The 12,043-nt window shown below is 71.6% G+C and carries 12 protein-coding genes; 5 read left to right on the top strand and 7 right to left on the bottom strand.

All coding sequences use genetic code 11. From position 1 onward, the window contains the following. The first annotated feature begins 683 nt into the window (after nucleotides 1-683). Nucleotides 684-1,706, top strand: coding sequence for a DUF6662 family protein (locus HPY23_RS31565; RefSeq protein WP_060847927.1), 1,023 nt, complete (start codon nucleotides 684-686; stop codon nucleotides 1,704-1,706). A gap of 27 nt (nucleotides 1,707-1,733) precedes the next feature. On the opposite strand, the gene phoB is transcribed toward HPY23_RS31565, so the two are convergent. From phoB to pstS, 6 genes are all read right to left on the bottom strand, one after another. After that, on the bottom strand, nucleotides 1,734-2,435 hold the full coding sequence (phoB, locus tag HPY23_RS31560) for a phosphate regulon transcriptional regulator PhoB (RefSeq protein ID WP_060847928.1): 702 nt from the start codon (nucleotides 2,433-2,435) through the stop codon (nucleotides 1,734-1,736). A 67-nt stretch (nucleotides 2,436-2,502) separates the two neighbouring features. Further along, a complete protein-coding gene (phoU, locus tag HPY23_RS31555; protein WP_060847929.1) occupies nucleotides 2,503-3,228 on the bottom strand; it encodes a phosphate signaling complex protein PhoU in 726 nt (241 codons plus the stop codon). An 86-nt stretch (nucleotides 3,229-3,314) separates the two neighbouring features. Next, nucleotides 3,315-4,127 carry a phosphate ABC transporter ATP-binding protein PstB gene (gene pstB, locus HPY23_RS31550; protein ID WP_091747710.1) on the bottom strand — a complete coding sequence of 271 codons (813 nt, stop codon included), beginning with the start codon at nucleotides 4,125-4,127 and terminating at the stop codon, nucleotides 3,315-3,317. A gap of 119 nt (nucleotides 4,128-4,246) precedes the next feature. Beyond that, complete coding sequence (gene pstA / locus HPY23_RS31545) at nucleotides 4,247-5,164, bottom strand: phosphate ABC transporter permease PstA (protein WP_091883723.1); 918 nt, start codon at nucleotides 5,162-5,164, stop codon at nucleotides 4,247-4,249. Nucleotides 5,165-5,190: 26 nt separating this feature from the next. Continuing rightward, a complete protein-coding gene (gene pstC / locus HPY23_RS31540; protein ID WP_060847931.1) occupies nucleotides 5,191-6,165 on the bottom strand; it encodes a phosphate ABC transporter permease subunit PstC in 975 nt (324 codons plus the stop codon). A 223-nt stretch (nucleotides 6,166-6,388) separates the two neighbouring features. After that, nucleotides 6,389-7,426, bottom strand: a complete 1,038-nt coding sequence (pstS, locus tag HPY23_RS31535; RefSeq protein WP_060847932.1) for a phosphate ABC transporter substrate-binding protein PstS — start codon at nucleotides 7,424-7,426, stop codon at nucleotides 6,389-6,391. A 336-nt stretch (nucleotides 7,427-7,762) separates the two neighbouring features. Here pstS and HPY23_RS31530 point away from each other — a divergent pair, with 336 nt between their 5' ends. The 4 genes from HPY23_RS31530 to HPY23_RS31515 all read left to right on the top strand — a co-directional run bounded on the left by HPY23_RS31530 (nucleotide 7,763) and on the right by HPY23_RS31515 (nucleotide 11,627). Beyond that, nucleotides 7,763-8,044: a hypothetical protein gene (locus HPY23_RS31530; protein WP_060847933.1), complete on the top strand. Its 282-nt coding sequence runs from the start codon at nucleotides 7,763-7,765 to the stop codon at nucleotides 8,042-8,044. 373 nt (nucleotides 8,045-8,417) lie between these two features. Next, nucleotides 8,418-9,143, top strand: a complete 726-nt coding sequence (locus tag HPY23_RS31525) for a sigma-70 family RNA polymerase sigma factor (protein WP_091883726.1) — start codon at nucleotides 8,418-8,420, stop codon at nucleotides 9,141-9,143. 144 nt (nucleotides 9,144-9,287) lie between these two features. Next, nucleotides 9,288-10,331 carry a DUF2865 domain-containing protein gene (locus HPY23_RS31520; RefSeq protein WP_244537510.1) on the top strand — a complete coding sequence of 348 codons (1,044 nt, stop codon included), beginning with the start codon at nucleotides 9,288-9,290 and terminating at the stop codon, nucleotides 10,329-10,331. Nucleotides 10,332-10,700: 369 nt separating this feature from the next. Then, nucleotides 10,701-11,627, top strand: a complete 927-nt coding sequence (locus tag HPY23_RS31515) for an MBL fold metallo-hydrolase (protein WP_091883728.1) — start codon at nucleotides 10,701-10,703, stop codon at nucleotides 11,625-11,627. An 8-nt stretch (nucleotides 11,628-11,635) separates the two neighbouring features. On the opposite strand, the gene HPY23_RS31510 is transcribed toward HPY23_RS31515, so the two are convergent. Continuing rightward, the gene (locus HPY23_RS31510) at nucleotides 11,636-12,010 is read right to left on the bottom strand and encodes a VOC family protein (RefSeq protein WP_091883819.1); all 375 of its coding nucleotides are present in this window, start codon (nucleotides 12,008-12,010) and stop codon (nucleotides 11,636-11,638) included. Nucleotides 12,011-12,043 lie beyond the last annotated feature (33 nt).

The following is a 12,043-nucleotide window of genomic DNA, read 5'->3' as shown; positions in this document are numbered from 1 at the left end:
AGTTGGTCATAGGTCCAGACACAGGGCCGATACAGCGCCATCTGGCGCCAGCACCTGTATCCAGAGCAAAGCACTACAGCCACAAGGCGGCCTTCACCGAGCGCTTACCCTGATCCAGACGTTCCGCCCGTTGTGGTGGGTCTGGATTCCGACCGACTCCGCGCATCTCTCGCGATCGGCCCGCGACTATGCCGAGGCCGGCGCCGCCGCGAGACCGGAGATCGAGATGAGCGCCGACATCATCAGTATGTTTCTGATTTTTTCCACGGGACTGCTCCCCTGTAGACTTGCTTACCTTACGAACGCTCAAGTCGTTCGGCAATGCTCGATTCCGCGCGCCACGAAAGCGGGAGCCTAGGACCTGGTGTCGGGCGTCGGGATTGCCCGGGGTGCGGCCGGATCGGCGTGACCGGGACGATCCACGCCGATCCGGCCCGTCGCGGCGCTCGCTCCGCGGCAAACCTCGAATCCTGGCGACCGCGCGCGGAGCCGCCGGGAGCGGCCCGGTGGCATCGGGCATGCGCAGCGTCCGGTCGGTCGTCGCCCGACGCGCCGATGTCGGTCCTTAATCCCGACCCGTGCGGAGGTCTTACAAGCGTTGCCATTTTGCTGCAGCCAACGCCTCCGGCTTCGTTTTAACCGGACATGCTGGAGCACGGCACGTCAGAGGCCCTCGCGCGATCATGACCCGAACCACCGAGCCGGTCGGGCCTCTGTCGGCCGCGGCAGGCGTCCTCCTCCTCCTCCTGTCCGCTCCGGCCCCCGTGCTGGCGGCGCCGGGCGGCGGGCCCGGGACGAAGAGCGAGCCCGCAACCGATCAAGGTGGGGCGCGCGAGAGCGGCAAGGGCCGGAGCCGCGAATCGGACTCGTCCAGCAAGACGGACGACGGGAAGGACGTCGATACCGAGCACCTGTTCGGCTTCACGGAAGGCGCCGATGCCGGCGAGAAGGGCGAGCGGGAAGCGGTGGTCGACACCGTCTCGCGCATCGGCAAGCGCCGGGACGGCCCCGGCCGGTCGGCCTACCGCGTGCTCGACACGCGGCTCGCCTACCAGTTCAACCCCATCGACAGGCTGAGCCTCGAACTCAGCGCCTTCGGCACGCTGCGGCGCCAGCGCAACATCCTCGATCTGGACGACAAGTCCTACGGCACCTTCGACGGCGTTTCGCTCGAGGTGAAGTACCAGTTCCTGAAGGGCTCGAAGGAGCAGCCCTTCGGTCTCGCCCTGGAGGTGCGCCCTCGCTTCACGCGCGTCCTCCCGGTCGAAGGCCGCGGCGCCGACATCGTCGACGTCGAGAGCCTGCTCCAGCTCGACGTCCAGGTGGTGCCGGACAAGCTCTGGTACGGCAGCAACCTCAGCGTCGAGCCGGCGGCCGGGCGCGAGCGGGGCGGCCCGGGCTATCGCTCCTCGACCTTCCTGTGGTCGAACGCTCTCGTGGGGCGGGTCGGAGACAACACCTATCTCGGCCCGGAAGTCCGCTACCTGCGCGGCTACGAAGGGGCCTTCCTGAACCGGCTGGAGAGCGAGGCGCTCACCCTGGGGCCCGCGCTGCATCACCGGTTCACCGAGAAGGTCTGGCTGACCGTGGCCTATGCCGGGCAGGTCTGGGGCCGCGACACCGACCCGGCCCTGGCCGGCCGGTCCCTCGGGCTGAACCAGTTCGAACGGCACAGCCTGCGGGTCAAGTTCGGGATGGAGTTCTGACCCGGACCGGCCGACGGCCGTCCGGCGTCACGGCTCGGGCGCGAACATCTCGTCGAAGGAGTAGCCGGAGCCGCGCACGGTGCGGATCGGGTCCGAGTCGCGGCCGCGGTTGATCGCCTTGCGCAGGCGGCCGATATGCACGTCGACCGTGCGCTCGTCGATGTAGACGTCGTGGCCCCAGACGCCGTCGAGGAGCTGCTCGCGGGAGAAGACCCGGCCGGGGCTCTGCATCAGGAACTCGAGCAGCTTGAACTCGGTCGGGCCGAGATGCAGCTCGCGGCCGTCGCGGCGCACGCGGTGGCTGACCCGGTCGAGCTCGATGTCGCCGGCGACGAGCAGGTCGGCGACGTGGGCGGGCTTCGAGCGCCGCAGGAGCGCGCGTACCCGGGCCAGGAGCTCGGGCACCGAGAACGGCTTGACGATGTAGTCGTCGGCGCCGGTGGCGAGCCCCCGCACCCGGTCGCCCTCCTCGCCGCGCGCGGTCAGCATGATCACCGGCAGCCGCTCGGTCTCGCGGCGGGCGCGGATGCGCCGGCACAACTCGATGCCGGAGAGACCCGGCATCATCCAGTCGAGGAGGACGAGGTCGGGGACCTGCTCGCGCAGGCGGATATCCGCCTCGTCGCCGCGGGCGACGGCGTCGACCTCGAAGCCCTCGGCCTCGAGGTTGTAGCGCAGGAGGAGGGTCAGGGCCTCCTCGTCCTCGACGATCAGGATGCGGGTACTCATCGGGGCACTTCAGGGTCGTCGCCGCCGGGACGGCCCGCCCGGCCTCGCGGCCGGGCAGGCCATCCGGTCAGGCCTTGGACGAGGACTGGGGATCGACGGTGGCGAAGCTCGACCCGTCGTTCTTCGGCCGGTCGGTCGTCAGCGTCTCGCCGGTGGCGAGGTAGTGGATGGTCTCGGCGATGTTGGTGGTGTGGTCGCCGATGCGCTCGACGTTCTTGGCGCAGAACAGGAGGTGCGTGCAGAACGTGATGTTGCGCGGATCCTCCATCATATAGGTCAGGAGTTCGCGAAACAGCGAGGTGTAGAGCGCGTCGATGCCGCCGTCGCGGGCCCAGACGTCGAGGGCCGCCACGGTGTCCTGGGTGGCGTAGGCGTCGAGCACGTCCTTGAGCTGGCCCTGGACCAGCTCGTTCATGTGCTCCACGCCGACGACGATCTTCTGCAGCTGGACCTGGTCGGCGATGGCGACGACGCGCTTGGCGACGTTCTTGGCCAGGTCGCCGATGCGCTCGAGGTCGCCCGAGACGCGGATCGCCGAGATCGTCTCGCGCAGGTCGATCGCCATCGGCTGGCGCTTGGCGATCAGCAGGATCGCCTTCTCCTCGATCTCGCGCTGCAGCCCGTCGAGGCGCTGGTCGGCGGCGATCACCGACTGGGCGAGCGCGGTGTCGCGGCGCAGGAGCGCGAGGCCGGAATCGGCCACCAGCTTCTCGGCGATGCCGCCCATCTCGGCGATGCTGCGCCGCAGGTTCTGCAGCTCCTGATCGTAGGAGGTGACGATGTGGTTCGACATGGAGTGAGACTCCCCGCGATGAAGTGGAGCGTGGGAACGAGCCGGCCCGGCAGGGGGCCGGACCGGTGGGACGAGGGCGGGACGCCTCAGCCGAACCGGCCGGTGATGTAGTCCTGGGTCTGGCGCTTCGACGGGTTCATGAACAGCCGGTTGGTCGGCCCGAACTCGATCAGCTCGCCGAGATACATGAAGGCGGTGAACTGCGAGATGCGCGCCGCCTGCTGCATGTTGTGGGTGACGATGGCGATGGTGAACTCGCCCCGCAGCTGCTCGATCAGCTCCTCGATGCGGCCGGTCGAGATCGGGTCGAGGGCCGAGGTCGGCTCGTCGAACAGGATCACCTCCGGGCGCTGCGCCACCGTGCGGGCGATGCACAGGCGCTGCTGCTGGCCGCCGGACAGGCCCATGCCGGACTGCTTGAGCTTGTCCTTCACCTCGTCCCACAGGGCGCCCTTGCGCAGGGCCTCCTCGACGCGGACGTCGAGATCGGCCTTGCCGAGGCGCTCGTAGAGCCGGATGCCGAACGCGATGTTGTCGTAGATCGACATCGGGAACGGGGTCGGCTTCTGGAAGACCATGCCGACCCGGGCGCGCAGCTCGTTGAGGTCGATCGAGGGGTCGAGGATGTTGCGGCCGTCGAGCAGGATCTGCCCCTCGGCGCGCTGCTCGGGGTAGAGGCTGTAGATGCGGTTGAACGTGCGCAGCAACGTCGACTTGCCGCAGCCCGACGGCCCGATCAGCGCCGTGACCTGGCGGTCGAGGAAGTTGAGGTTGATGTTCTTCAACCCCTTGAAGTCGCCGTAGTAGAAGTTGAGGTCCTTCACGGCGAGGCGGATCGCGGCGGATTCGTCGGCCGTGCTCTGGCCCACGACCGGCACGGCGGTGGCGGTGGCGCTCATCGGTGTGTCTCCGGGCAGGAGCATTTTTCGACGAGAGTCGTCGAAGGAAATGCGGCAAAGTCAGATGAGGAGAGCAGCACCCGGTCGCGGAGCGACCCGCGTGCTGCCGAAGATGCGGATCAGCGCCCCTTCGGGCCGCTCAGGACGAGGCGGGCCACGATCGACAGGCCCAGGATGGTGACGGTGATGAGGAGCGCGCCGGCCCAGGCCAGCTGGCGCCAGTTCTCGTAGGGCGAGAGCGCGAACTGGTAGATCATGACCGGGAGGTTGGCGACGCCGCCCATCAGGTTCGGGCTGAACCAGGAATTGTTGTTGAGCGCGGTGAAGAGCAGCGGCGCGGTCTCGCCGGCGATGCGGGCGAGCGCCAGCAGCACGCCGGTGACGATGCCCGATTGCGCCGCCCGCCAGGTGACGCTGCGGATCACGATCGAGAGCGGCGCGCCGAGGGCGGCGCCGGCCTCGCGCAGGGTGCCGGGCACCAGGCGCAGCATGTCCTCGGTGGTGCGCACGATCACCGGGGTGGCGATGATCGCGAGGGCGACCGCGCCGGCCCAGCCCGAGTAGCCGCCCATCGGCCGCACCATCAGGGTGTAGACGAACAGGCCGATCAGGATCGAGGGCGCCGAGAGCAGGATGTCGTTGAGGAAGCGGATCAGGTTGGCGAGGTGCGAGGTCCGGCCGTACTCGGCGAGGTAGGTGCCGGCCAGCACGCCGACCGGCGTCGCCACGACGATGCCGAGCGCCGTCATCACCAGGCTGCCGAGGATCGCGTTGGCGATGCCGCCGCCCTCGGAGCCGGGGCCCGGCGTGACGTGCGTGAACAGGGCCGGGGAGAAGCCCTGCACGCCCTGGATGATCAGCATCAGCAGGATCGAGCCGAGCACGATCGCGCCGAGGGCGGTGGCGAGGGTGCAGCCGACGATCAGGACCTTGTCGGCGGTGCGCCGGCCGGCGCGGACCCGGCCCCATTCGGGCGGGGCGGTGCGGGCGGGAGCGGCGGGGGCGGACCCTGAGACCGCGGCGGGGGAGGCGCTCATCGGGAAACGTCCGTGCGGGAGCGGGATCAGGCCACCTTCGCGCGGCGCACCAGCAGCCGGGCGATGATGAGCACGATGAAGGTGACGACGAACAGGATGCAGCCGAGCGCCATCAGCGAGTTGAGCTGGAGGCCGTCCGCCTCGTTGAACTCGTTGGCGATGCGCGAGGCGATGGTCGAGCCCGGATCGAAGATCGAGGCCGAGAGCCGGTTGGCGTTGCCGATCACGAAGGTGACCGCCATCGTCTCGCCGAGCGCGCGGCCGAGGCCCAGCATCACCGCGCCGATGATCGAGACCGAGGCCTGCGGGATCAGGACGTGGCGCACGACCTCCCAGGTGGTGCAGCCGATGCCGTAGGCGCTCTCGCGCAGCACCGTCGGGATCTGGTCGAGCATGTCGCGGGTGATCGAGGCCACGAAGGGCACGATCATGATCGCCAGGATGATGCCGGCGGTGAGCACGCCGACGCCGGACGGCACCTGGGCGTAGAACAGGGTGCCGACGATCGGCATCCCCTCGACGACGTTCGAGACCGGGATCTGCACGAAGCGCGCGAAGAGCGGCGCGAAGATGAACAGGCCCCACATGCCGTAGATGATGCTCGGCACGGCGGCGAGGAGCTCGATCGTCATCGCGACCGGGCGGCGGGCCCAGCCGGGGCAGAGCTGGGTCAGGTAGATCGCGATGCCGAGCGAGATCGGCACGCCGATGACGAGGGCGAGCAGCGCCGAGACCAGGGTGCCGATGATGGCGACGAGCGCGCCGTACTCCTCGCGCCCGACGTTCCAGGCGCTCGAGACCAGGAAGCCGGGGCCGAAGGCCTGGAAGGCCGGCCAGCCGCCATAGGCGATCGAGGCCAGGATGCCGGCGAGCACCAGCAGCACGAGCAGCGCCGACGCGAAGGCGGCGGCGCGGAAGATGCGATCGCCCACCGGGCTGGGGGCGCGGCGGGCGACTTCGCGCCTCGCTGCCACTGCGACGTTCTCAGACAACGCGACCATCCGGGTTTCCCTTGGAGTGAGCGGCCTCTAGCGCGCTCGGCGGATCGAGGCGAGTCGGACGCGATCCGCCAGGGCCCGGCGGGCGGCGGAATCTCGGCTCTGCTTGATCCCCGCGCATGCCTGCCCGGCATCGCGCGGGAATCGGAGCGTCCGGCCGGCGCCCCGCGCCGGCGGACGGGAGGGCGGGGACCGCCCTCCCGGGATCTGTCGGCCGCGGCGCGGCTTACTGGCCGAGGACCGGCTTGCCGTCCTTGGCGACCGACTTCCACTCGTCCTCGACCAGGCCGACGACCTTGTCGGGCAGCGGCACGTAGTCGAGGTCGGAGGCCATCTTGTCGCCGCTCTTGTAGGCCCAGCGGAAGAACTTCAGCACCTCGGCGGTGCGGGCCGCGTCGGCCGGGTTCTTGTGGACCAGGATGAAGGTCGCGGCGGTGATCGGCCAGGCCTTGGCGCCGGGCTGGTTGGTCAGCGAGATGCCGAAGCCCGGGGCGGCCTTCCAGTCCGCGTTGGCGGCGGCGGCCTGGAACGCCTCGTCGCCCGGCATCGGGTACTGGCCGTCCTTGTTCTGGATCAGCGCGACCGGCAGGTTGTTCTGCTTGGCGTAGGCGTACTCGACGTAGCCGATGGCGTTCGGAACCTGCTTGACGACGGCCGTGACGCCCTCGTTGCCCTTGCCGCCCTGGCCGGCCGGCCAGCTGACCGTGGTCGAGGCGCCGAGTTCGGACTTCCAGGCCGCCGACACGTCCGACAGGTAGGTGGTGAAGATGTTGGTGGTGCCGGACGCGTCCGACCGGTAGACCGGGGTGATCGGGGCGTCGGGCAGCTTCACGCCGTCATTGAGCTTGGCGATCTTCGGGTCGGACCACTTCTTGATCTTGCCCTGGTAGATCTCGGCCAGGACCTCGCCGGTCAGCTTGACCTCGCCCGGCTTGATGCCGGCGATGTTCACCACCGGGACGACGCCGCCCATGACGGTCGGGAACTGGACCAGGCCGTCCTTGGTCAGGGTCTCGCCCTTCAGCGGCGCATCGGTGGCGCCGAAATCGACGGTCTTGGCCTGGATCTGCTTGATGCCGCCGCCCGAGCCGATCGACTGGTAGTTGAGGCCGTTGCCGGTCTCCTTGCGGTAGGCCTCGGCCCACTTGGAATAGACCGGGAACGGGAAGGTGGCGCCGGCGCCGGTGATGTCGAGGGCGAGCGCCGAGGTCGCGATCTGGGCAGTCGCGAGCCCGATGACGAGCGCGTAGGAGAAAGGCTTCACTGGGTTCTCTCCGTGTTCGGATCGGGCCGGCACGATGCGGGGACGATTCGTCGTCCCGACATCCTGCCGTCGACGGCCGGTGAGGACGCGACCGGCCTCCCCGGGCTGCGCCGGACCCCGTCCTGATGCTTGCCAGGCCGTATGTCGTCGCGGCGCGACGGATACTCTAGGCCTCACGCCGGCCCTATGACGATCCGGTGACAGTTGGATGACAGCGCCCGCCCGGATGCGACGTTTCGGCCGCCTCGCGCGTTGGAAAGGGCGATGATCCGGCAGGGCTGCCCATCATCGCTGCCCATCACCCCTCGCCCCTCATCCACAGCAGGACGCGATCCCGTGCAGGACCTCGACACGAAGACCGATGCGGCCCGGGACGGCGAGGCGCCCGGGCACCCCGACGAGCCGGGGCGGCGGGCGCTGCTCGACCTCCATGCCGAGCGCGCCGCGCTGGAGCAGCGGCTCGCCCGCGCCGAGCAGGAGCGCCTCTACCTCGCCGATCCGGACGCCGTCGCGGCCGCGCAGGCCGAGGAGACGACCCTGCTGGCCGATCTCGACCGCATCATGACGCGCATCCGCGCCGCCGAATACCGCAGCCAGCCCGGCGCACGGACCTGGTAGGGCCCGCGGGACGCAGGCGGCCGGGACGCTCCCGCCCGCGTGCGACCACGGAGGTGGGAACCTGGGCCGTACGAGACCGTTGCCCCCGGCGACCCGGGCCGCCGGCCCGGGCGCGGCCGCGCCCTCGCGCGGCGAGCCGGAGCGTTGGCGATGCGGTGGAGCGAAGGGCGGACCAGGCATGCGCCGCGCGCCGGAGCGCGCGACCGGACACGGCACCGCCCGCCGCTCCGCTGACCCGCCCCGCGGCGTTGCGCACCGGTCGACAGCGCGCCGCCGCGCCCCACCTTCCCGCTTGAAGGAAGCTCCGGCGGGGTATGGCGCGCGGCCCGGACCCGCGCCGCCCCACCTCCCCGCTTCAGAACGTGAGAGTCGCATGGCGTCCACCGACAATCCCATCCTGGCCACGCCCGAGTCGAAGCCCGGCCTGCCGCCGACCGTGCAGCGCCATCTCGGCCACCAGCTGCGCGCCGCCTACGCGCCGCTCGAGACCGCGGCGACCCCGGAGGTCTTCCTCGCCCTGATCGAGCGGCTCGAGGCGGCGCTCGCCGAGCAGGGCCGGGCGGTCGAGCCGGCCTTCCGCGAGGGGATGCTGGCCGCTTTGTCGTCGTTGCGCGCTTTCGCGCTCTCGCTCACCAACAACGCCGCCCGGGCCGACGACCTCGTCCAGGACACGATCCTGCGCGCTTGGCAGAACCAGCACCGCTTCCAGCCCGGCACCAACCTGAACGCCTGGCTGTTCACCATCCTGCGCAACGCCTTCTACTCCGAGCAGCGCAAGCGGATGCGCGAGGTCCAGGACGAGGACGGCTCCTACGCCGCGCGCCTGTTCACCGCCCCCGACCAGGGCCACCGCCTCGACGTGCAGGACCTGCGCGCCGGCCTCGCCAAGCTGCCGCCGGACCAGCGCGAGGCGCTGATCCTGGTGGGTGCCGAGGGGCTGTCCTACGAGGAGGTGGCGGGCATCTGCGGCGTCGCGATCGGCACGATCAAGAGCCGCGTGAACCGCGCCCGCAACCGCCTCGCCGAACTCCTCGGCTACGGCGACGACGACCTCACCGGCGACCGCATGATGCAGTCGGCCATGGGCGAGGGCGCCTGAACGGGCGCAGCCCCGGGCGGGCGCCGGGCGGAGTCGAGACACCCGCGCCCGCGAGTCATGAAGCTGTTATCTCAGCGGTTCTCCGCAGTTGCGGGGGTCCGGGGCGAGGGGTTAATTGGCCTTAACCTTCGGTGAGGCTCCCCCGTGACCGTCCCCAACCTGATGAAGCCCGGCGGCGGCCGCTCGCGCGCCCTCGTGCGGAGCCTCGCCCTCGGCCTGCTGCTCGGCCTCGGCGGCGTGGGGGCCGGCACCACCCTGGTGCAGGCCGCGGACGATGCCGGCGTGCTCGACTTTCTCCTCGGCGAGGTGCCGCGCAGCCTCGGCCTGCCGGCACGTGCGCCCCGGCCCCAGGCGGCGTTGCGCGAGCGGCGGATCCGCTGGACCAGCCGCCCGGCGACCGTCGCCGTCGATGCGCCGCGCTGGGTCACCCCGGTGCACCGCCCGCAGGCGTCCCTGCCGAGATCGGCCTCGCCGCAGGCCCCGCAGCGTCCCCGCCTGCGCCTCGCGGTCGAACGGACCGAGACGCCGGGCGGGGTCGCCGGCAGCCACGACCGCACCGTCTGCGTGCGCACCTGCGACGGCTACATGTTCCCGCTCGCCAACCTCGAGGGGCGCGACGCCCTGCCGGCGCATCAGGAGGCCTGCCAGGCCGCCTGCCCGGGCGCCCAGACCGCCCTCTACACGTTGCGCGCCGGCCAGGAGCTCGACCGGGCGGTCAGCCTCGACGGCCGCCCCTACCGCAGCCTCGCGGCGGCCTACATCTACCGGACGCGCCAGGTGCAGAGCTGCGCCTGCCGGCCCGGCGAGGGCGGCTACGCCCGGCTGCTCCTGCGCGACGCCACCCTCCGGCCCGGCGACGCGGTGGCGGCCGGGCCCGGCCCCCGGGCCGTCGGCGCGACGATCTTCGCCGGCCGCGACCGCGCCGGGGAGGCGCGCTTCGTCGAGTTCCGCCGCGCCGGCGCCCTCTCGGCCACGGCGCGACGCGACCTCGACCGCACCCTCGACGTGACGCGCCAGGAGCGCGCCCGGGCCGAGTTCCGCCGCACCCTGGCGGCTGCCGCCAAGGGCCAAGGCCAGGGCGACGCCGGACGCCTGCGCTACGCCTCGCGCGCGGTCGGCTTTGCCGAGGTGGTGAGCGATGCCGGCTTCCTGCCGGTCCGGGTCGTGGCGCCCTCCCCGTTCCGGTAGGCGCGCAGGCCGGCCCGGCCGCCTGTTGCGGTCCGGAGACAGGGCCGGTCTTACGCGGTTCCACCCTCTCGCGGCGCTTGCGATTCACAGGCCCGCGGGAGGACAATGTTCTGGTTCCGGCTGCTCCGGCTTCCCCCCCAACATGCTGTCGCCCGCCATGTCGCCCGCGCTCGAGAATCGTTTGCTGCAGTACCGCGAAGTCGCGGCCGTGTTTTTGAGCTCGGGCCTGTTCTTCGCAGGATTGCTCTGCTGGGCCTGGATGGTGAGCTGACGGGCGCGCGGCGAAGACCGGGCCGGGCCTCGACAGGGCGGGGCCACGCCGGCTAACCCGGACGCGTCCCCGTCCACGCCGCGTCAGGAGCCGGTCCGGTGAGCGAATCTGAGCCAACCGAGGCGGCGCCCGCCTTCCAGCGCGAGGCCCCGGCGAGCGGTCGGGTCGAGGCGGTCTCGCCCCTCGTCCGGCGTCTCGTCTGCCCCAATGCCGGGCCCTTCACCCAGAGCGGCACCTGCACGTACGTGGTCGGGCACGGCCGCGTCGCGGTGATCGATCCCGGCCCGGACCACCCGGAGCACCGGGCGGCCCTGCTGGCGGCACTCGACGGCGAGACCATCGCGGCGATCTTCGTCACCCACACCCACCGCGACCACTCACCCGGCGCCCGCCCGCTCCAGGCGGCGACCGGCGCGCCGATCGTCGGCTGCGGGCCGCACCGACCGGCCCGCGCCGTGCGCGGTCTCGAGCAGGGCCGCCTCGACGCCGCGGGCGATGCCGACCACCGGCCCGACCGGGAGCTCGCCGAGGGCGAGAGCGCGACCGGGCCGGGCTGGACCCTGACGGCGCTCGCGACCCCCGGCCACACCATGAACCATCTCGCCTTCGCCTTCGCGGAGGAGGACGCGCTGTTTTCCGGCGACCACGTCATGGCGTGGTCTACCAGCATCGTGGCGCCGCCCGACGGCGCCATGGGCCCCTACATGGCCTCCCTGGAGAAGCTGCGCGGCCGGTCCGAGACGGTGTACTGGCCCGGCCACGGCGGCCCGGTGCGCGATCCCCAGCGCTTCGTGCGCGGGCTCCTCGGCCATCGCCGTGCCCGCGAGGCCGGCATCCTGGAGCGCGTGTCGGCCGGCGAGCGCACCATCCCGGGCCTCGTCGCCGCCCTGTATTCCGGCCTCGATCCGATGCTGCGGCCCGCCGCCGCCCTCTCGGTCTTCGCCCATCTCGAAGACCTGGTGGAGCGCGGCCGGATCGCGACCGACGGCCCGCCGGCGCTCGATTCGGAGTATCGGCCGGCCTGACTGCGTCGCTACCGCGTCGCGGCGGTGCGGGCGGTGAGCTTGTTGCCGTCCGGGTCGCGCAGATAGGCGACGAAGGCCCCGTTCGGTCGTTCGCTCGGCGGGCTCTCGATCGCGGTCCCGCCCTGCGCGATGCCGGCCCGGTGCCACGCGAGAACCTGGTCGCGGCTCGCGGCGGCGAGGCCGATGGTCCCGCCATTGGCCGCGGTCGCCGGATTGCCGTCGATCGGGGTCGTGACCATCAGCCGGCCGCCCGCATGGGCATAGATCAGCCGGCCGCGGGCATCCGTCGCGCCGGGCCCGCCGCCCAGGGCGGCGAACGTGGCGTCGTAGAACAGCCGCGCCCGCGCGAGGTCGTTGCTGCCGATCATGACGTGCGTGAACATGCGTCCCCTCCGGACGGGAGCCGACCGGGCCCG

The sequence above is a fragment of the Methylobacterium ajmalii genome, assembly GCF_016613415.1.
Classification (GTDB): domain Bacteria; phylum Pseudomonadota; class Alphaproteobacteria; order Rhizobiales; family Beijerinckiaceae; genus Methylobacterium; species Methylobacterium ajmalii.
This window is presented reverse-complemented; position numbering and strand designations above follow the sequence as displayed.